Annotated in this window: 18 protein-coding genes; 2 read left to right on the top strand and 16 right to left on the bottom strand. The window is 71.2% G+C overall.

Annotated features, from left to right (window positions below; translation table 11 throughout):
• Positions 1-22: 22 nt before the first annotated feature.
• The 13 genes from nuoL to PUR56_RS42685 all read right to left on the bottom strand — a co-directional run bounded on the left by nuoL (position 23) and on the right by PUR56_RS42685 (position 14,433).
• A complete protein-coding gene (gene nuoL, locus PUR56_RS42745) occupies positions 23-1,918 on the bottom strand; it encodes an NADH-quinone oxidoreductase subunit L (RefSeq protein WP_329883300.1) in 1,896 nt (631 codons plus the stop codon).
• Between the two features lie 14 nt (positions 1,919-1,932).
• Positions 1,933-2,232 carry an NADH-quinone oxidoreductase subunit NuoK gene (nuoK, locus tag PUR56_RS42740; RefSeq protein WP_329883299.1) on the bottom strand — a complete coding sequence of 100 codons (300 nt, stop codon included), beginning with the start codon at positions 2,230-2,232 and terminating at the stop codon, positions 1,933-1,935.
• Positions 2,229-3,167, bottom strand: a complete 939-nt coding sequence (locus PUR56_RS42735; RefSeq protein WP_329952973.1) for an NADH-quinone oxidoreductase subunit J — start codon at positions 3,165-3,167, stop codon at positions 2,229-2,231. The genes nuoK and PUR56_RS42735 overlap by 4 nt, the downstream gene beginning before the upstream one ends.
• Complete coding sequence (nuoI, locus tag PUR56_RS42730) at positions 3,164-3,775, bottom strand: NADH-quinone oxidoreductase subunit NuoI (RefSeq protein ID WP_329883297.1); 612 nt, start codon at positions 3,773-3,775, stop codon at positions 3,164-3,166. The genes PUR56_RS42735 and nuoI overlap by 4 nt, the downstream gene beginning before the upstream one ends.
• A gap of 6 nt (positions 3,776-3,781) precedes the next feature.
• Positions 3,782-5,152, bottom strand: coding sequence for an NADH-quinone oxidoreductase subunit NuoH (nuoH, locus tag PUR56_RS42725; protein ID WP_443034640.1), 1,371 nt, complete (start codon positions 5,150-5,152; stop codon positions 3,782-3,784).
• 44 nt (positions 5,153-5,196) lie between these two features.
• On the bottom strand, positions 5,197-7,674 hold the full coding sequence (locus tag PUR56_RS42720; RefSeq protein WP_329952971.1) for an NADH-quinone oxidoreductase subunit G: 2,478 nt from the start codon (positions 7,672-7,674) through the stop codon (positions 5,197-5,199).
• Complete coding sequence (nuoF, locus tag PUR56_RS42715) at positions 7,671-9,032, bottom strand: NADH-quinone oxidoreductase subunit NuoF (RefSeq protein ID WP_329883294.1); 1,362 nt, start codon at positions 9,030-9,032, stop codon at positions 7,671-7,673. The genes PUR56_RS42720 and nuoF overlap by 4 nt, the downstream gene beginning before the upstream one ends.
• Complete coding sequence (nuoE, locus tag PUR56_RS42710; protein WP_329883293.1) at positions 9,032-9,772, bottom strand: NADH-quinone oxidoreductase subunit NuoE; 741 nt, start codon at positions 9,770-9,772, stop codon at positions 9,032-9,034. The genes nuoF and nuoE overlap by 1 nt, the downstream gene beginning before the upstream one ends.
• Positions 9,769-11,121, bottom strand: coding sequence for an NADH-quinone oxidoreductase subunit D (locus tag PUR56_RS42705; RefSeq protein ID WP_329883292.1), 1,353 nt, complete (start codon positions 11,119-11,121; stop codon positions 9,769-9,771). Before PUR56_RS42705 ends, nuoE begins: the two co-directional genes overlap by 4 nt.
• The gene (locus tag PUR56_RS42700; protein WP_329952970.1) at positions 11,121-11,834 is read right to left on the bottom strand and encodes an NADH-quinone oxidoreductase subunit C; all 714 of its coding nucleotides are present in this window, start codon (positions 11,832-11,834) and stop codon (positions 11,121-11,123) included. The genes PUR56_RS42705 and PUR56_RS42700 overlap by 1 nt, the downstream gene beginning before the upstream one ends.
• Positions 11,831-12,385 carry a NuoB/complex I 20 kDa subunit family protein gene (locus PUR56_RS42695; RefSeq protein ID WP_266271098.1) on the bottom strand — a complete coding sequence of 185 codons (555 nt, stop codon included), beginning with the start codon at positions 12,383-12,385 and terminating at the stop codon, positions 11,831-11,833. The genes PUR56_RS42700 and PUR56_RS42695 overlap by 4 nt, the downstream gene beginning before the upstream one ends.
• A gap of 108 nt (positions 12,386-12,493) precedes the next feature.
• Positions 12,494-12,853 (bottom strand): NADH-quinone oxidoreductase subunit A, encoded by a 360-nt coding sequence (locus tag PUR56_RS42690; RefSeq protein ID WP_014137597.1) that lies wholly within the window; start codon positions 12,851-12,853, stop codon positions 12,494-12,496.
• Positions 12,854-13,431: 578 nt separating this feature from the next.
• Positions 13,432-14,433 (bottom strand): DMT family transporter, encoded by a 1,002-nt coding sequence (locus PUR56_RS42685; RefSeq protein ID WP_329952969.1) that lies wholly within the window; start codon positions 14,431-14,433, stop codon positions 13,432-13,434.
• 214 nt (positions 14,434-14,647) lie between these two features.
• Here PUR56_RS42685 and PUR56_RS42680 point away from each other — a divergent pair, with 214 nt between their 5' ends.
• Together PUR56_RS42680 and PUR56_RS42675 are read left to right on the top strand one after the other, a co-directional pair.
• Positions 14,648-15,358 (top strand): peptidylprolyl isomerase, encoded by a 711-nt coding sequence (locus PUR56_RS42680; RefSeq protein WP_329952968.1) that lies wholly within the window; start codon positions 14,648-14,650, stop codon positions 15,356-15,358.
• A gap of 122 nt (positions 15,359-15,480) precedes the next feature.
• Entirely contained in the window at positions 15,481-15,882 is a 402-nt protein-coding gene (locus tag PUR56_RS42675; protein ID WP_329883288.1) for a MazG-like family protein, read from the top strand.
• A gap of 110 nt (positions 15,883-15,992) precedes the next feature.
• Here the strand turns inward: PUR56_RS42675 and PUR56_RS42670 are convergent, their stop codons facing one another.
• From PUR56_RS42670 to PUR56_RS42660, 3 genes are all read right to left on the bottom strand, one after another.
• Complete coding sequence (locus tag PUR56_RS42670; RefSeq protein ID WP_329953017.1) at positions 15,993-17,276, bottom strand: geranylgeranyl reductase family protein; 1,284 nt, start codon at positions 17,274-17,276, stop codon at positions 15,993-15,995.
• A 160-nt stretch (positions 17,277-17,436) separates the two neighbouring features.
• Positions 17,437-18,129 carry a demethylmenaquinone methyltransferase gene (locus PUR56_RS42665; protein WP_329952967.1) on the bottom strand — a complete coding sequence of 231 codons (693 nt, stop codon included), beginning with the start codon at positions 18,127-18,129 and terminating at the stop codon, positions 17,437-17,439.
• A 158-nt stretch (positions 18,130-18,287) separates the two neighbouring features.
• Positions 18,288-18,875, bottom strand: coding sequence for a hypothetical protein (locus PUR56_RS42660; protein ID WP_329883286.1), 588 nt, complete (start codon positions 18,873-18,875; stop codon positions 18,288-18,290).
• Positions 18,876-19,107 lie beyond the last annotated feature (232 nt).

Raw genomic sequence — 19,107 nt, 5'->3', positions numbered from 1 at the left:
CGGTGTGTGTAATCCCAATCCATCAGACGGACCTCATCAGGAGAGTCGTGGCGACCAGCACCAGCGTGCCGCCGAACATGGAGAGCGCGTACGACCGGACGTAGCCGTTCTGGATCCGGCGCAGCCTGCTGGAGATGCCGCCGATGGTGGCGGCCAGGCCGTTGACGAAGCCGTCCAGGCCGCGGCTGTCGAAGTAGACCAGCGCCGCGGTGAGCGCCGAGCCGGGGCGGACCAGGACGGCGTGGTTGAAGTCGTCCTGGAGGAGGTCCCGACGGGCGGCCCGGGTGAGCGGGGAGCCGTACGGCGGCACCACCGGGACGGCGGAGCGGCCGTACACCAGGTACGAGACCGCGACGCCGACCACCATGCAGGCGGTGGTGAGCAGGGTGACGGTGAGCTCGCCGAGCGGCGAGTCGCCGTGGGAGTGGCCGGTGACCGGCTCCAGCCAGGTGACGAAGGAGCTGTTGTAGGCGAAGATCGCACCGGCGAAGACCGAGCCGAAGGCCAGCACGATCATCGGGGCGGTCATGGTCTTCGGGGACTCGTGCGGGTGCGGGTCGTTGCCCTCGGTGTCCGGCTGCCAGCGGCGCTCGCCGAAGAACGTCAGGATCATCACCCGGGTCATGTAGAACGCGGTGACGGCGGCGCCGAGCAGGGTGCAGAGACCGAGGATCCAGCCCTCGGTGCCGCCCTTGGCGAAGGCCGCCTCGATGATCTTGTCCTTGGAGAAGAACCCGGAGAGGCCGGGGAACCCGATGATCGCCAGGTAGCCGAGGCCGAAGGTCACGAAGGTGATCGGCATGAACTTCCGCAGACCGCCGTAGTGACGCATGTTCACCTCGTCGTTCATGCCGTGCATGACCGACCCGGCGCCGAGGAAGAGCCCCGCCTTGAAGAAGCCGTGGGTCACCAGGTGCATGATCGCGAAGGCGTACCCGATCGGGCCGAGGCCGGCCGCGAGGATCATGTAGCCGATCTGCGACATGGTCGAGCCGGCCAGCGCCTTCTTGATGTCGTCCTTGGCGCAACCGACGATCGCCCCGAACAGCAGGGTGACCGTGCCGACCACCACCACGGCGGTCTGGGCGTCCGGCGCCAGGTTGAAGATCGCCCCGGAACGGGTGATCAGGTAGACGCCGGCGGTCACCATGGTGGCCGCGTGGATCAGGGCGGAGACCGGGGTCGGACCCTCCATGGCGTCCCCGAGCCAGGACTGCAGCGGCACCTGGGCGGACTTGCCGCAGGCGGCGAGCAGCAGCATCAGGCCGATCGCGGTCAGCTTGCCCTCGCTCGCCTGGTCCGCGGCGCCGAAGACCGGCTCGAACGCGAAGGAGCCGAACTCGACGAACATCAGCATGATCGCGATCGAGAGGCCCATGTCACCGACGCGGTTGACGATGAACGCCTTCTTCGCGGCGGTGGCGGCGCTCGGCTTGTGCTGCCAGAAGCCGATCAGCAGGTACGAGGCGAGCCCGACGCCCTCCCAACCGAAGTACAGCAGGAGGTAGTTGTCGGCGGTCACCAGCAGCAGCATGGCCGACAGGAAGAGGTTCAGGTAGGCGAAGAACCGGCGCCTGCGCTCGTCGTGCGCCATGTAACCCACCGAGTAGAGGTGGATCAGGGTGCCCACGCCGGTGATCAGCAGGACGAAGGTCATCGAGAGCTGGTCGAGCCGGAAGGCGATGTCGGCCTGGAAGCCGTTCACCGGGATCCAGCTGAACAGGTGCTCGGTGAGCGCGCGGTCCTCGGCCTCCCGGCCCAGCATGTCCGAGAAGAGGACGACGCCGAAGCCGAAGGAGAGGGCGGCGAGCGCGGTGGCCAGCCAGTGGCCGAACCGGTCGAATACCCGGCCGCCGAGCAGGAGCAGGGCGGCGCCGGCCAGCGGAGCCGCGACCAGCAGCGGAATGAGTGAGTTCACCGAAGGCCCTCCGCCTACAGCTTCATGAGGTTGCTGTCATCGACCGAAGCGGAGTGCCTGGTCCGGAAGATGGAGACGATGATGGCGAGGCCGACGACGACCTCGGCCGCCGCGACCACCATGGTGAAGAACGCGATGATCTGGCCGTCCAGGTTGCCGTGCAGGCGGGAGAACGTGACCAGCGCCAGGTTGGAGGCGTTGAGCATCAGCTCGACGCACATGAACAGGACGATCGCGTTCCGCCGGAGCAGTACACCGGAGGCGCCGATGGTGAACAACAGGGCGGAGAGATAGAGGTAGTTGACCGGATTCACTCCGCCCCCTCCTCGTCGTGGTCGGGTGCCGGGTGGTTGTTCGGGACCGGCTCAAGGGTCCTGCGCCGGTTCTCCGGCTGCTCCAGCGCCTTGCGCGGGCCGGTCACCGGCGGGCGCTCGGACGGCGGGCGGCCCAGCCAGTCGGCGGTGGCGGACTCCAGCTCGGCCATCCGCGCCAGCATCTCGTGGCTGACGTCGCGGATCTGGCCGCGCTCGCGGAGGGTCGCCATCACCGAGTCCTCGGCGATGGAACCGTCCGGCAGCAGGGCCGGGATGTCGACCGCGTTGTGCCGGGCGTAGACGCCGGGCGCCGGCTTCGGCGGGAGCTGGAGGTTGTCCCTGACCCGCTGGTCGGCCAGCTCGCGCTGGGTCTTCGGCGGCTTCACGTGCTCGCGGTGGGTCAGCACCATGGCGCCGATCGCGGCGGTGATCAGCAGTGCGCCGGTGACCTCGAAGGCCCAGACGTACTTGGTGAAGATCAGCCGGGCCAGGCCCTGGACGTTGCCCTCGGCGTTGGCCTCGCCGAGGCCGACGAAGGTGTCCAGCTTGGCGTTGGCGACCCCGGCGAGCAGCAGCACCCCGAAGCCCAGGCCGCAGAACACGGCGGCGAACCGCTGGCCCTTCAGCTGTTCCTTCAGCGAGTCCGCGCTGGTCACGCCGACCAGCATCACCACGAAGAGGAAGAGCATCATGATCGCGCCGGTGTAGACGACGATCTGCACCACGCCCAGGAAGACCGCGCCCTGGGCCATGTAGCAGACCGCCAGGGCGAGCATGGTGGCGGCCAGGCAGAGCGCGCTGTGCACGGCCTTCTTCATCAGCAGCATGCCGAGCGCGCCGCCGACGGCGATCACCGCGAGGACCCAGAACTGCACGGCCTCGCCGGTGGAGGTCGCGCCCGTGACGGCGGCGAGAGTGGCGGGGGCGGTGGTCACGACAGCTCCTCCCTCTCCCGGTCGGTGCGCTCCTGCTGGACCGTCCCGGGCGCCGCCGCGGTGATCTCGCCCCGGTAGTACGCACCCTCGTCGGTGCCCGGGAAGATCGAGTGCGGGCTGTCGACCATGCCCTCGGAGAGGCCGACCAGCAGCTGTTCCTTGGTGAAGATGAGGTCGGCGCGGGAGGAGTCCGCCAGCTCGTACTCGTTGGTCATGGTGAGCGCACGGGTCGGACAGGCCTCGATGCAGAGACCGCAGAGGATGCAGCGCGCGTAGTTGATCTGGTAGACCGCGCCGTACCGCTCACCGGGCGAGTAGCGCTCGTCGTCCCGGTTGTCGGCGCCCTCGACGTAGATCGCGTCGGCCGGGCAGGCCCACGCGCAGAGCTCGCAGCCGACGCACTTCTCCAGACCGTCCGGGTGCCGGTTCAGCTGGTGGCGGCCGTGGAAGCGCGGAGCGGTGGGCTTCTTCTGCTCCGGGTACTGCTCGGTGAGCCGCTTCTTGAACATGGCCTTGAAGGTCACGCCGAAGCCGGCGGCCGGCCCGAGGACGGACGGCTTCTCGGTCGGTTCGGGCCGGTCGGCCCGGGCGTTCTGGTCGGACGACATCTCGGTTCAGCTCCCTTCGGAATGGTCGGCCCCGTTGAGGGCGTCCTGGAGTTGCTTCGGGGCGCGGCTGCGCCGGCGCGGGACCGGCGGAAGCTGCTGACCGGGCAGCGGCGGCACCGGGTACCCACCCGCCATCGGGTCGAACACGGGTTCCGGGGCGTCCTGTTCGGGTTCGGGCTTGCGCTGCACGACGTCCCGGAGCAGGCCGAGCAGCAGGAGGACGCCGACCGGGGCTCCGACGTAGAGCACCACCTGGCCGAACTCGTAGCCCTCGTTGCGCAGGGCCCGGACACTGGCCACCATCACCAGCCAGACCAGCGAGACCGGGATCAGCACCTTCCAGCCCAGCTTCATGAACTGGTCGTAGCGGAGCCGGGGCAGGGTGCCGCGCAGCCAGATGAAGAAGAAGAGCAGCAGCTGGATCTTGAGGATGATCCAGAGCATCGGCCACCAGCCGTGGTTGGCGCCCTCCCAGAAGGTGGAGACCGGCCAGGGAGCCCGCCAGCCACCCAGGAACAGCGTGGAGGCGACGGCCGACACGGTCACCATGTTCACGTACTCGGCGAGCATGAACATCGCGAACTTCAGCGAGGAGTACTCGGTGTTGAAGCCGCCGACCAGCTCGCCCTCGGCCTCCGGGAGGTCGAACGGCGCCCGGTTGGTCTCCCCGACCATCGCGATGATGTAGACGATGAACGACACCGGCAGCAGCACCGCGAACCAGGTCGGCTGTTGCGAGGAGACGATCTCCGACGTGGACATCGAGCCCGAGTAGATGAACACCGCCGCGAAGGACAGGCCCATCGCGATCTCGTAGCTGATCATCTGGGCCGAGGAGCGGATCCCGCCGAGCAGCGGGTACGTCGAGCCGGAGGACCAGCCCGCCAGCACGATGCCGTAGATACCGACCGAGGCGGTGGCCAGGATGTAGAGCAGCGCCACCGGGAAGTCGGTCAGCTGGAGCGGCGTCCGGGTGCCGAAGATCGACACCTCGTCACCGGCCGGACCGAACGGGATCACCGCGAAGGCCATGAAGGCGGGGATGGCGCAGACGATCGGGGCCAGGATGTAGACCGCCTTGTCGGCGTTCTTGACCACCAGGTCTTCCTTGAGCGCCAGCTTCACCCCGTCGGCGAGCGACTGCAGCAGGCCCCACGGGCCGTGCCGGTTGGGCCCGATGCGCAACTGCATCCAGGCCACCACCTTGCGCTCCCAGACGATCGCCACGAGCACCGTGCCGACCAGGAAGGCGAAGCAGAAGACCGCCTTGAGCAGCACCAGCCACCAGGGGTCGCGCCCGAAGAAGCCGAGCGTCCCGTACGCGGCGACCTCCTGGGCCGCCGCCGCGGACGCGGTGACGTCGTGGGACGCGAGCAGGGACGCGGCGGCGTCGAACGCCGAGACGTCGAGTGCGGCGAGACTCACTTCTCCTCCTCGTCGGGCTCGATGGCCTCCGCCGCGGCGATGGTGACCAGGTGGCCGATGGTGGTGCCGAGCGCGCGGTAGGCGCCGCCCGGGGTGGAGTTGAGCGGGATCCAGACCGTGCGGTCCGGCATCTCCTTGGTGATCTCCAGCGGCAGGACGAACGAGCCGGCCGGGCCGGTCAGCCGCAGCGCGACGGGCGGGCCGTCGGCGCCGAGCTCCTCTGCGGTGGTCGGCGAGATCCGGGCGACCGCCGGGTGCCGGGTGCCGGCCAGGTGCGGGTCACCCTGCTGGAGGGTGCCGCGGTCGAGCAGCAGCCGCCAGCCGGCCAGGACCGCCTGGCCGGCGGCCGGCCGCGGCAGCAGACCCGGGTGGGCCGCCGGGGCGGCCGGACGGTCACCGGTCCAGGGCGCGAACCGGTCCAGTTCCGACCGGACGGCCCGGACGTCGGGCAGCCCCAGCCGGTGGCCCAGCGCGTCGGCGAGCATGGTCAGCACCCGCAGGTCCGGGTGCAGGTGGCGGCCCATCTGCTGGTCCGGCTTGAGCGCGGCCTCGAACATCCGCACCCGGCCCTCCCAGTCCAGGAAGGTGCCGGCCTTCTCGGCGACGGCGGCGACCGGCAGCACCACGTCCGCGTGCGCGGTGACGGCGGACGGCCGCAGCTCCAGCGACACCACGAACCGTGCGGCGGCCAGCGCCTCCTCGGCCAGCGCCGGGTCGGGCAGGTCGTCCGGGTCGACGCCGCCGACCAGCAGTGCGTCCAGCTCGCCGTGGGCGGCGGCCGCGAGGATCTGCTCGGTGTCCCGGCCCAGCCGGGAGGGGAGTTCGGCCACTCCCCAGGCGGCGGCGGCCTCGGCCCGGGCCGCCGGGGCGGCGACCGGACGGCCGCCCGGCAGCAGACCGGGCAGCGCCCCCGCCTCGACCGCACCGCGCTCGCCGGCCCGACGCGGGACCCAGGCGATCCGGGCACCGGTGGCGTGCGCCAGCCGGAGCGCCGCGGTGAGCGCGCCGGGGGCGGCGGACAGCCGCTCACCGACCAGGATGACCGAGCCCGGGGTGCGGAGCAGTTCGGCGGCCCGGCCCGCGTCGTCGTTGAGCGGCTCGTCGGCGGCGAGCGCCGCCAGCCACTCGGCCTCGGTGCCGGGGGCCGCCGGCAGCAGCGCACCGCGCAGCTTGGCCAGGCCCCGGGACGCGTGCGTGGCGATCGAGAAGACCCGCAGTCCGCGGGCGAGGCTCGCCTTGCGCAGCCGCAGGAAGACGATCGGCGACTCCTCCTCCGGCTCCAGGCCGGCGAGCAGCACGCCCGGCGCCGCCTCCAGCTCGTCGTAGGAGACGCCGGTGCCGTCCACGTCGACGCCGCGGCCGGCGACGGCGGCGGCCAGGAAGTCCGCCTCCTCACCGCTGTGCGGGCGGGACCGGAAGTCCACGTCGTTGGTGCCGAGCACCACGCGGGCGAACTTCGCGTACGCGTAGGCGTCCTCGACGGTGACCCGGCCGCCGGTCAGCACGCCGGCCCGGGCGCCGCGCAGTCCCTCGGCCGCCCTCGCCAGCGCCTCCGGCCAGGAGGCGGTGACCAGTTCGCCGTCCTTGCGGACCAGCGGGGTGGTGATCCGGTCACGCTGCTGGGCGTAGCGGAAGGCGAACCGGCCCTTGTCGCAGTTCCACTCCTCGTTGACCGCCGGGTCCTCGCCGGCCAGCCGGCGGAGCACCTTGCCGCGCCGGTGGTCGGTGCGCTGGGCGCAGCCCGCCGAGCAGTGCTCGCAGACGCTCGGCGACGAGACCAGGTCGAACGGGCGGGAGCGGAAACGATAAGCCGCCGAGGTGAGGGCGCCGACCGGACAGATCTGGATGGTGTTGCCGGAGAAGTACGACGCGAAGTCGTCACCCTCACCGGTACCGACCTGCTGGAGCGCGCCGCGCTCGACCAGGTCGATGAACGGGTCGCCGGCGATCTGCTGGGAGAAGCGGGTGCAGCGGGCGCAGAGCACGCACCGCTCGCGGTCCAGCAGCACCTGGGTGCTGATCGGGACCGGCTTCTCGTAGGTGCGCTTCATCCCCTCGAAACGGGAGTCGGTGTCACCGGTCGACATCGCCTGGTTCTGCAGCGGGCACTCACCGCCCTTGTCGCAGACCGGGCAGTCCAGCGGGTGGTTGATCAGCAGCAGTTCCATCACGCCGCGCTGCGCCTTCTCGGCGACCGGCGAGCTGACCTGCGTCCGGACCACCATGCCCTCGGCCACCGGGATGGTGCACGAGGCGACCGGCTTGCGCTGGCCCTCGATCTCGACGATGCACTGGCGGCAGGCGCCGGCCGGGTCGAGCAGCGGGTGGTCGCAGAAGCGCGGGATCTGGGTGCCCACCTGCTCGGCGGCCCGGATCACCAACGTCCCCTTGGGGACCTGCACTTCGACGCCGTCGATGGTGAGCGCGACCAGTTCGACCGCGGCCTTGGAGGTGGCTGGCTCTGTGATCGTCACGCGTGCACCTCCCTTTCGGTGGCGGACTGGTGGCCGGGGCGGGGGCCGTCGGCCCAGACGGTGGAGGCGGTCGGGTCGAAGGGGCAGCGGCGCTCCGCGAGGTGCTGCTCGTACTCGGCCCGGAAGTGCTGGAGCGAGGAGACGATCGGGCTGGCCGCACCGTCCCCCAGCGCGCAGAAGGACTTGCCGTTGATGTTGTCGGCGATGTCGAGGAGCTTGTCGAGGTCCCCCGCGACGCCTTCGCCGGCCTCGATCCGCCGGAGCAGCTGGACCAGCCAGTAGGTGCCCTCGCGGCAGGGGGTGCACTTGCCGCAGGACTCGTGGGCGTAGAACTCCGTCCAGCGGGTGACCGCACGGACCACGCAGGTGGTCTCGTCGAAGATCTGCAGCGCCTTGGTGCCCAGCATCGAGCCGGCCGCGCCGACCCCCTCGTAGTCGAGCGGGACGTCGAGGTGCTCGTCGGTGAACATCGGGGTGGAGGAACCGCCCGGGGTCCAGAACTTGAGCCGGTGGCCGGACCGGATGCCGCCGCTGATGTCGAGCAGCTGGCGCAGGGTGATGCCCAGCGGGGCCTCGTACTGGCCGGGGTTGGTGACGTGGCCGGAGAGCGAGTAGAGCGTGAAGCCGGGGGACTTCTCGGTGCCCAGGCCCTTGAACCACTCCTTGCCCTTGGCCAGGATCGGCGGCACCGACGCGATCGACTCGACGTTGTTGACCACCGTCGGGCAGGCGTAGAGACCGGCGATGGCCGGGAACGGCGGGCGCAGCCTCGGCTGGCCGCGGCGCCCCTCCAGCGAGTCGAGCAGGGCCGTCTCCTCGCCGCAGATGTACGCGCCGGCGCCGGCGTGGACGGTGATGTCCAGGTCCAGGCCGGGTCCGAGGGCGTCCTTGCCGAGCAGCCCGGCCTCGTACGCCTCGGCGACGGCGGCCTGCAGCCGGCGCAGCACCGGGACGACCTCGCCGCGCAGGTAGATGAAGGCGTGGTCGCAGCGGATCGCGTAGGACGCGATGATCATGCCCTCGATCAGCGAGTGCGGGTTGGCGAAGAGCAGGGGGATGTCCTTGCAGGTCCCCGGCTCCGACTCGTCCGCGTTGACCACCAGGTAGTGCGGCTTGCCGTCGTTCTGGGGGATGAACTGCCACTTCATGCCGGTGGGGAACCCGGCGCCGCCGCGACCGCGCAGGCCGGCGTCCTTGACCAGCGCGATCACCTCGTCCGGGGCCATCGCGAGGGCCGCCTTCAGCCCCTCGTACCCGGCGTGGCGGCGGTAGGTGGCGAGGGTCCATGGCCTGGTGTCGTCCCAGGAGGCGGAGAGCACCGGGGTGAGCAGCTTCTCGGCCGGCTCGGCGGAGGTCATCACGCTTCGGTCCCTTCGTGACGGGGCGAGACGACGCGGGTACCGCCGGTGCCGGGCAGGGCCTCACCGCGGGCCAGCCGCAGGCCGGCCAGCGAGGGGGCGCCGCCGGCGCCGGACTCGTCGACGGCCCCGGTGCGCTCGTCCGGGAAGCCGGCCAGGATGCGGGCGGTCTCCTTGAAGGAGCAGAGCTTGGCACCGCGGGTGGGCCGGGCCTCCCGGCCCGCCCGCAGGTCGTCGACCAGCTGCTTGGCGCTCTCCGGGGTCTGGTTGTCGAAGAACTCCCAGTTGACCATCACCACGGGCGCGTAGTCGCAGGCCGCGTTGCACTCGATGTGCTCGATCGAGATCCGGCCGTCCTCGGTGGTCTCGTTGTTCGTGACGTCGAGGTGCTGCTGGAGCTCCTCGAAGATCTGGTCGCCGCCGAGCACCGCGCAGAGCGTGTTGGTGCAGACCCCGACGTGGTACTCGCCCGCGGGCCGGCGCCGGTACATGGTGTAGAAGGTGGCGACGGCGGTGACCTCGGCGGTGGTGAGGTCCAACTGCTCGGCGCAGAACCGGATGCCGGTCGGGCTGACGAAGCCCTCCTCGGACTGCACCAGGTGCAGCAGCGGCAGCAGCGCGGACCGGGCCACCGGGTAGCGCCCGATCAGCTCCTTCGCGTCGGCCGCCAGCCTGGCGTGCACCTCCTCGGGGTACGGCCCGGCCGGCAGCGCCGGCATCCCCAACTGGACGTCTGTCACCGGTCCACGCCTCCCATCACCGGGTCGATCCCGGCCACCGCGACGATCACGTCGGCCACTTGGCCGCCCTCGCACATCGCCGCCATCGTCTGCAGATTGGTGAACGACGGGTCCCGGAAGTGGACCCGGTACGGCCTCGTCCCGCCGTCGCTGACCACGTGCACGCCGAGCTCGCCCTTGGGTGACTCGACGGCCGCGTACGCCTGGCCGGCCGGGACCCGGAAGCCCTCGGTGACCAGCTTGAAGTGGTGGATCAGGGCCTCCATCGAGGTGCCCATGATCTTCCGGATGTGGTCGAGCGAGTTGCCCATCCCGTCCGGGCCGACGGCGAGCTGGGCCGGCCAGGCGATCTTCTTGTCGGCCACCATGACCGGGCCGGGGCGGAGCCGGTCCAGGCACTGCTCGACGATCCGCAGCGACTCCTTCATCTCCTCCAGGCGGATCAGGAAGCGGCCGTAGGAGTCGGCGCCGTCGGCGACCGCGACCTCGAAGTCGTAGTTCTCGTAGCCGCAGTACGGGTCGGTCTTGCGCAGGTCGTGGGGCAGGCCGGTGGCGCGCAGGATCGGACCGGTGGCGCCGAGCGCGAGGCAGCCGGGCAGGTCGAGGAATCCGACGTCGACCAGGCGGGCCTTGAAGACCGGGTTGCCGGTGGCGAGCTTGTCGTACTCGTGCATCCGGGAGCGGATGGTCTTCACGGCCTCGCGGATCTGGTCCACCGCGCCGGGCGGGAGGTCCTGGGCGAGGCCCCCGGGGCGGACGTACGCGTGGTTCATCCGCAGGCCGGTGACCAGCTCGAAGACGTCCAGGATCAGTTCGCGGTCCCGGAAGCCGTAGATCATCAGCGTGGTGGAGCCGATCTCCATGCCGCCGGTGGCCAGGCAGACCAGGTGGGAGGAGATCCGGTTGAGCTCCATCATCAGGACGCGGATGACGCTGGCCCGGTCCGGGACGTCGTCGGTGATGCCGAGCAGCTTCTCGACCGCCAGGCAGTAGGCGGTCTCGTTGAACAGCGGAGTCAGGTAGTCCATGCGGGTCACGAAGGTGGTGCCCTGGACCCAGTTGCGGAACTCCATGTTCTTCTCGATGCCGGTGTGGAGGTAGCCGATGCCGCAGCGGGCCTCGGTCACCGTCTCGCCGTCGATCTCCAGGATGAGTCGCAACACGCCGTGGGTGGACGGGTGTTGGGGACCCATGTTGACGATGATGCGTTCGTCGTCGGCCCGGCCGACGGCCTCGACCACCTCGCCCCAGTCACCGCCGGTGACCGTGAAGACCCGGCCCTCGGTGGTCTCCCGGGCTGCGGCCTCCGCCGCCTCCTGGTGCGCCTCTTCGTAGTGCTGGGTGCTCATCAGCTGTACGACCTCCGCTGGTCGGGCGCCGGGATCTGGGCGCCCTTGTACTCGACGGGGATGCCGCCGAGCGGGTAGTCCTTGCGCTGCGGGTGGCCCAGCCAGTCGTCCGGCATCATGATCCGGGTGAGCGCCGGGTGGTCCTCGAAGACCAGGCCGAAGAAGTCGTAGGCCTCGCGCTCGTGCCAGTCGTTGGTCGGGTAGACGCTCACCACGGACGGGACGCGCGGGTCGGCGTCCGGTGCGGTGACCTCCAGCCGGATCAGCCGGCCGTGGGTGATCGAGCGCAGGTGGTAGACCGCGTGCAACTCGCGCCCGGAGTCGCCCGGGTAGTGCACGCCGCTCACACCGAGACAGAGCTCGAACCGGAGGGCCGGGTCGTCGCGCAGGGTGCGGGCGGTGCGGAGCAGGTGCTCGCGGGCGATGTGGAAGGTGAGCTCGGCACGGTCGACGACGGTCTTCTCGATCACGTCGGCCGGGTCGAGCCCCTGCTCCTCCAGTGCGCCCTCCAGCTCGTCGGCCACCTCGTCGAACCAGCCGCCGTACGGGCGTCCGCTGGCCGGCGGCAGCGCGATCGGGGCGACCAGCCCGCCGAAGCCGGAGGTGTCACCGCTGCCCTGGGCGCCGAACATGCCCTGCCGGCGCCCGACCACCTCGACCGGGATCTCGCGGCGCGGCTCCTCGCGCCGGGTCTCGGGTACCTGGTCGCTCATCGCAGCAGCCCCCGCATCTCGCTCACCGGGGTGGCCTGCAGCGCGAGCGCCTCGCCCAACTCCTCGGCACGGCGCTTGTTCGCGCCGAGCGGCTCGTGCTGGATCTTGTCGTGCAGCTTCAGGATCGCGTCCATCAGCATCTCCGGGCGGGGCGGACAGCCCGGCAGGTAGATGTCGACCGGGACGATGTGGTCGACGCCCTGCACGATCGCGTAGTTGTTGAACATCCCCCCCGACGAGGCGCAGACGCCCATCGAGATGACCCACTTCGGGTTGGCCATCTGGTCGTACACCTGGCGCAGCACCGGGGCCATCTTCTGGCTCACGCGACCTGCCACGATCATGAGATCGGCCTGCCGGGGCGAGCCCCGGAAGACCTCCATGCCGAACCGGGCCAGGTCGTAGCGGCCCGCGCCCGTGGTCATCATCTCGATCGCGCAGCAGGCGAGCCCGAAGGTGGCCGGGAAGAGCGACGCCTTGCGCACCCAGCCGGCGGCCGTCTCCACGCTCGTGAGCAGAAAGCCGCTCGGCAGCTTCTCCTCGATTCCCATCAGATCCCTCTCAATGCCCTCAAGTCCTGTGGTTCATCCGCCCGTTCAGGCTTTGTCCGCCCGTTCACAAGCTCCGGCGGCCGCCCGGCACCCGGTCCCGCTCCAGGCTCAGTCCCACTCCAGACCGCCGCGCCGCCAGACGTAGGCGTACGCAACGAAGACAGTGGCGATGAACAGGAGCATCTCGACCAGTCCGAAGATCCCCAGGGCGTCGAAGCTCACCGCCCACGGATAGAGAAAGACGATCTCGATGTCGAAGACGATGAAGAGCATCGCCGTCAGGTAGTACTTGATCGGGAACCGACCGCCGCCCACGGGCTGCGGGGTCGGTTCGATGCCGCACTCGTACGCCTCCAACTTGGCCCGGTTGTACCGCTTGGGCCCGGTCAGTGAGGCCATCACGACGGAGCCGACCGCGAACGCCGCCGCGATGGCACCGAGTACGAGGATCGGCGCGTAGGCATTCATAGCCCCCGCTCCCTCCGTCCAGTCGTCCTTGACTGCAGATCGGAACCGACGGGTCACACTGCGGTGAACCCGGTGTTCCAGTTCCCGTGATCCACCTCATGTGAGGCAGTTCACAAAGCCTGGAACGAGCGCATCCTATGCCCGTCAGCTTGTGATCTGCGACACGCAGTTCAAGACGATCTTTGTGATCTCCGCCACCTCTCGAATGGTGGCGAAAGTGAACATGGCGAGAGTTGTCGACACAAAGAAGTCAAACGATCACAACCCGTCGCATTTATCTGCGAAGCGGCAGGTCAGAGCCGCGCTCCTATATCAACTATGCGCGGTCCGGGGCAAATTTCAGAGCGCCGGGTTGACGTGTTATGTCGGCTCACCCGCAGGGGTGGCGGCCTCCCGAACGCCCGCTTGACCCTTCGTTCACAAGCGCGCGAACGGGAAGCCGAGTTGGGGCGCGGACGGTACCGGCGGGCGGGCACGGAGACGTGCGGGCGGGCACCGGAAGGTGCCCGCCCGCACGGTGTACGGCGGTGTACGGCGGTGAACGCCGGCGGCCGGACGTCCGCGGCCGCGCCCGTCGGTCAGGCCGAGGCCCGCTCCGGCGCCGTCTCCACGCCCGGCCCCGCCGCACCCGGCTCCCCGGCGTCCGACTCCCCCGCACCCGGCTCCCCCGCGCGTCCCGCGGGCGCGCCCTCCCGGAGCGGTGCCACCGCGGTCCGGCGCCCCCACTCGGTGGCGACCAGGACGAGGGCGCCGCCCGCCAGGGCGAGCGGGCCGAGGTGGTTGCCGGCGAGCGTGATCCCGAAGACCGCCGCCCAGAGCGGTTCGGTACCGAGCAGCAGGCTGACCCGCGAGGGCGAGGTGGTGCGGACCGCCCACATCTGCACGAAGAACGCGAACAGCGTGCAGAGCAGCGCGAGATGCAGCAGCCAGCCCCACTCGGCCGGCCCGTACGCGGCGGCGACCGTCCAGGGCAGCGGCCCGGTGAAGGGCGCGACGACGGCGAACACCAGGGTCGCGGTGGCGAGTTGCACCCAGGTGACGGCCAGCGTGTCGGTGTCCCGGATCGCCCGGACCCGGGAGGTGGCCAGGACGTTGACCGTCCGCACCACGGCCGCGCCGAGCACCAGGAGGTCACCCGACGCCGGCGCCCGCAGCCCGCCGTCCCCGGTGAGCAGGGCGATGCCCACCACCGCCAGTCCGGCCGCCGCGACGAACGGGCGCGGCAGCGGTGTCCGGGTGAGCACGCTCTCCGCGAGCGGGGTGAACACGATCGTGAGGCTGATGATCAGGCCGGCGTTGGTCGCCGAGGTGTGGACCGCGCCGAAGGTCTCCAGGAGGAAGATCGCGCCGAGCACGAGGCCCAGGGACGCCCCGCCCGCCCACTCCGCCCGCCCCATCCGCCGCAGCCCCCGCCAGGCGAACACCCCGAGCAACGGCAGGACGAGGCCGAACCGCAGCACCAGCATGGCCACCACCGTCCCCGGCTCGGCCACCCGCTGCACCGCCAGGAAGCTCGACCCCCACACCACCGCCACCAGCAGGACCGGCACATCTCGGAGAACGGACGACGAAACACGCATGGGCAGGACCTCTTCGGAGCGAACGGGAACCGGCACACGAGAGTCCCGCACGACGTCGGACGGATCCCGGGGCTGAGCAACGAGCCGAGCAGGCGACCGGGCGCGGGGCCCGGTCGGGCGGAACAGGGGTCCGCCATCGTCGCGCACCGGAGGCCGGACGATCAACGGCATTCCACCCCTACCGGATCCCCACCCCGCCATGGATGATGTCGCCATGACAACGCAGCCGTCCCCCGTCCACCGGAAGGCCCGTCAAGTGAAGCGGAAACACTGGGCGTTGATCGCCGCCGCCACCGTCCTGCCGCTCGCCGTGAGCACCGGCACCGCCGTCGCGGAGACCCCGTCGACCGGCACCGCCGCCGGCGCCGCCTGCACCTACACCCCGGCGGTCCCGGCCGACAACTTCAAGGGCATCCCGGTCTTCGACGCCAAGAAGGCCGCCAAGCCCTACAGCGCGACGCTGAAGACCTCCCAGGGGGCGATCACCTTCCAGGCGCTGACCGACAAGGCCCCCTGCACCACGTTCTCGTTCCGGTTCCTCGCCGAGCACGACTACTACGACCGCAGCCACTGCCACCGGCTCACCACCCAGCGGATCTTCGTCCTGCAGTGCGGCGACCCGACCGGCACCGGCAGCGGAGGCCCGGGCTACTCGTTCCCCGACGAGAACCTGGAGGGCGCCACCTACCCCGCCGGAACCGTCGCCATGGCCAACGCCGGGCCGAACACCAACGGCAGCCAGTTCTTCTTCGTCTGGAAGGACACCAAGCTCTCCCCCGCCTACACGCCCTTCGGCCGGATCACCGCGGGGCTGGACGTCCTCCAGAAGATCGCCGCCGCCGGCGAGGACGACCAGAACAACCCCGGCGACGGCTACCCGAACCTCTTCGTCAAGATCCGCGACGTCCGGATCGCCAAGCGCTGACCTCCCGCCGGGGCCCCGTCCGCAGCCCCGGCCCCGCCCGGCCCCCACCGCGGTCGGCCGCCGCACGCCACCGCTCCCGTACGGTGGACCACGCCATCGACACCGTACGGGAGCAGCACCGCATGGACAGCAGGATCTGGGAGAGCGTCGACCACCTCGTCACCTGGCTCGACGAGGAGAGCCCGCTCCCTCCGCAGGAGGAACGGCTGGCCCGGATCCTCAAACTCTCCGAGGAGGTCGGTGAGGTGAGCGCCGCCGTGATCGGCGCCACCGGTCAGAACCCGCGCAAGGGGGTCACCCACACCTGGGACGACGTCCAGCACGAGCTCTGCGACGTCGTCTTCTCGGCCTTGGTCGCCCTCCGGACGCTCACCCCCGACGCGGCCCGGGTCTTCGCCGAACGCCTCGCCTACGTCGAACGCCGCTCCGCCGCCGGCCGGCGGCCCGCGACAGGTCAGCCCGCGACAGGTCGACCGGAGACGGCTCGACCGGACGCGGACCGGCCCGAGGCCGATCGGCGCTGACCCCGGGGCGGCCCACGGCGCCGGAGCCTTCGGGCTCCCGGCCGCCGGGGCCCGGGTCCGGTACCGCCGGGGTCAAGGGCCGCCGGGGTACGGTGCCGCCGGCCCGTGGGTCAGGCGTTGGGGGCGGCCTTGGCGAGGCCGTTGATGATGCGGTCCATCGCGTCGCCGCCCTGGGGGTCGGTGAGGTTGGCCAGCATCTTCAGGACGAACTTCATCAGGACGGGGTGGGTCAGGCCCCGCTGGGTGGCGAGCTGCATGACCTTCGGGTTGCCGATGAGCTTCACGAAGGCGCGGCCGAGCGTGTAGTAGCCGCCGTAGACGTCCTTGAGGATGCGCGGGTATGCCTGGAGGGCGCGCTCGCGGCCGGCGTCGGTCAGCCGGGCGTGGGCCTGCACGATGACTCCGGCGGCGATCTGGCCGGATTCCATCGCATAGGCGATGCCCTCGCCGTTGAACGGGTTGACCATGCCTCCGGCGTCGCCGACCAGCAGCAGGCCGCGGGTGTAGTGCGGCTGGCGGTTGAAGGCCATCGGGAGCGCGGCACCGCGGATCGGGTCGGTCATGTTCTCGGGGGTGTAGCCCCATTCCTCCGGCATGCTGGCGCACCAGGCCTTGAGGACCTCGCGCCAGTCCAGCTCGCCGAAGGCGGGCGAGGAGTTGAGGATGCCGAGGCCGACGTTGGAGGTGCCGTCGCCCATGCCGAAGACCCAGCCGTAGCCGGGCAGCAGCTTCCGCTCGGCGCCGCGGGTGTCCCACAGCTCCAGCCACGACTCCAGGTAGTCGTCGTCGTGGCGCGGGGAGGTGAAGTAGGTCCGGTAGGCGACGCCCATCGGCCGGTCCTCGCGGCGGTGCAGGCCCATGGCCAGCGAGAGCCGGGTGGAGTTGCCGTCGGCGGCCACCACCAGCGGGGCCCGGAAGGTCACCGGCCGCTTCTCCTCGCCGAGCCGGGCGGTGACGCCGATGATCCGGCCGGTCCGCTCGTCCAGCACCGGGCCGCTGACGTTGCAGCGCTCGTAGAGCCGGGCACCCGCCTTCTCGGCCTGACGGGCGAGCAGCTCGTCGAAGTCGGCCCGCTTGCGGACCAGTCCGTAGTCGGGGAACGCCGACAGCTCGGGCCAGTCCAGCTCCAGCCGGACGCCGCCGCCGATGATCCGCAGCCCCTTGTTGTGCAGCCAGCCGTTCGCCGTCGACACGTCGATGCCCATGTCGACGAGCTGCTTGGTGGCGCGCGGGGTGAGTCCGTCGCCGCAGACCTTCTCCCGGGGGAAGGAGGTCTTCTCCAGCAGCAGCACGTCCAGGCCCGCCTGGGCCAGGTAGTACGCCGTGGCGGAGCCGGCCGGGCCCGCGCCGACCACGATGACGTCCGCGGTGCTCTCCACAACGCCTGCGTTCAGGTCGACGGCGGTCTCGGACACGGTGGGCACACTCCTGCTGGGGTCGGCCGGCCGTCGGGGGCCGGCGCGGCTGGGCTTGGACGAGTCTACGAGCTGCGGACCGGGCCCCGGCCGGAACCGCGGTCGGCTCCGGCGGGTCCGGGGCGGCCCGACCCGGGGATCAGACCTTGTACGCCCGGTGCAGGGCGACGATCCCGCCGGTCAGGTTGCGCCAGGCCACCTTGGACCAGCCGGCCTCCTGGAGCAGCCCCGCCAGAGCGGGCTGGTCGGGCCAGGCCCGGATGGACTCGGCGAGGTAGACGTAGGCGTCCGGGTTGCTGCTGACCGCGGTGGCGACCGGCGGCAGCGCGCGCATCAGGTACTCGGTGTACACCGTCCGGAACGGCGTCCAGGTCGGCGTGGAGAACTCGCAGATCACCAGCTTGCCGCCGGGCTTGGTGACCCGGTGCATCTCGCGCAGCGCCGCCTCGGTCTCGTGGACGTTGCGCAGCGCGAAGGAGATCGTCACCGAGTCGAAGGTGCCGTCGGCGAACGGCAGCCGGGTGGCGTCCCCGGCCGTCAGCGCCAGCTCGGGGTGGCGGCGCTTGCCCTCGGTCAGCATGCCGACCGAGAAGTCGCAGGGGACGACCTCGGCCCCGGCCTCCCGGAACGGCAGCGAGGAGGTGCCGGTGCCGGCCCCGAGGTCGAGGACGAGGTCCCCCGGCCCGGCGTCCACGGCCTCGGCCACCGCCCGGCGCCAGGCGCGGGCCTGGCCGAGGGAGAGCACGTCGTTGGTGCGGTCGTACTTGGCCGCGACGTCGTCGAACATGGCGGCGACTTCGTGCGGCTGCTTGTCCAGAGAGGCTCGGGTCACGACCCCATTGTTCACCCTGGCCCGGACGATCCGGGCAACGGGGCACGTCCGGCGCGATCCCGGACGGTGCGGCCGGGCCGCGGCCGGACGGGGCCTGCGTCGTCGTGGTCCGGCGCGGTCCTCGCCCGACACGCCCTCACCCCGGCGCGGGCGGAGCGTCAGTGCAGGCCGCGCCGCCCGCCGGAGCGGCGCTTGCGGCGCGAGCGCTTGCCGTGGGTTATCGCCGGCATCCCCTCGGCCAGCGCGCCGGTCGCCATGGCCACCGTGGTGGCGATCCGGTTCTGCCCGCTCCGGACGGCGAGGTCGCGCCGGTGCCTGCGGATCCTCAGCATGCAGACGGCGAAGAGCACCACCGCCACCGGGACGCTGAACCGGGCCAGCCCGACGCCGACCGGTTGCGGGTAGGTGTCGCCGCAGACCCGGACCGCGCCCGCGTCGTCGGCCGCGTGCTCCAGGCAGACCGTGTCACCGACCTTCACGCCGTCGGCGAGCGGCAGCGCCGCCGCGGTGTGCTGCTGGCCGACGGCCCGGTAGCTGACGGTGCTGTAGGAGCCGCCGCCGGCGGGGAGCTGGGTGACCGTGCCCTCGACCGTCACCGGGTGCGCGCCGATCCGGTCGGCCTGCTCGGCCTGACGCCAGCCCAGCAGGCACATGCCGACGGCCAGTACGGCGCTGAGCACGGCGGTGAGGTACCAAACACGGCCCAACCGCGGGGTGCGCGGCGGGGGGACGGTCGCGGATCGCATGGTTCCTGTCCTGGCTTGCGTTCGGGGCCTGGGACGGGGCCCCGCCGCCCGAGGGCACGGGCGGAGTGTGGTGAGGGTACGGACTGAGCTGAGCGGGATGCTATCCGCTGGCGGGCCCTCAGGTCACGGCGAAGGGGGAATCAGACACCCTCGCCGGGGGTGCAGTTCGACGGCACACGAAGCAACTCCCCTGCGGCACAAGGGGGGATCACCGGGAAGCGGAAAACAGCAG

Source organism: Streptomyces sp. BE303, from assembly GCF_036290945.1.
Taxonomy (GTDB): domain Bacteria; phylum Actinomycetota; class Actinomycetes; order Streptomycetales; family Streptomycetaceae; genus Kitasatospora.
This window is presented reverse-complemented; position numbering and strand designations above follow the sequence as displayed.

Excerpts from the sequence above, each read along its gene's own strand:
- PUR56_RS42690 (WP_014137597.1), bottom strand. The coding sequence starts at position 12,853 with ATGAATGCCTACGCGCCGATCCTCGTACTCGGTGCCATCGCGGCGGCG.
- PUR56_RS42695 (WP_266271098.1), bottom strand. The coding sequence starts at position 12,385 with ATGGGAATCGAGGAGAAGCTGCCGAGCGGCTTTCTGCTCACGAGCGTG.
- nuoI (WP_329883297.1), bottom strand. The coding sequence starts at position 3,775 with ATGTCGTCCGACCAGAACGCCCGGGCCGACCGGCCCGAACCGACCGAG.
- PUR56_RS42685 (WP_329952969.1), bottom strand. The coding sequence starts at position 14,433 with ATGCGTGTTTCGTCGTCCGTTCTCCGAGATGTGCCGGTCCTGCTGGTG.
- PUR56_RS42705 (WP_329883292.1), bottom strand. The coding sequence starts at position 11,121 with ATGAGCACCCAGCACTACGAAGAGGCGCACCAGGAGGCGGCGGAGGCC.
- nuoF (WP_329883294.1), bottom strand. The coding sequence starts at position 9,032 with ATGACCTCCGCCGAGCCGGCCGAGAAGCTGCTCACCCCGGTGCTCTCC.
- PUR56_RS42680 (WP_329952968.1), top strand. The coding sequence starts at position 14,648 with ATGACAACGCAGCCGTCCCCCGTCCACCGGAAGGCCCGTCAAGTGAAG.
- PUR56_RS42700 (WP_329952970.1), bottom strand. The coding sequence starts at position 11,834 with ATGAGCGACCAGGTACCCGAGACCCGGCGCGAGGAGCCGCGCCGCGAG.
- PUR56_RS42660 (WP_329883286.1), bottom strand. The coding sequence starts at position 18,875 with ATGCGATCCGCGACCGTCCCCCCGCCGCGCACCCCGCGGTTGGGCCGT.
- PUR56_RS42675 (WP_329883288.1), top strand. The coding sequence starts at position 15,481 with ATGGACAGCAGGATCTGGGAGAGCGTCGACCACCTCGTCACCTGGCTC.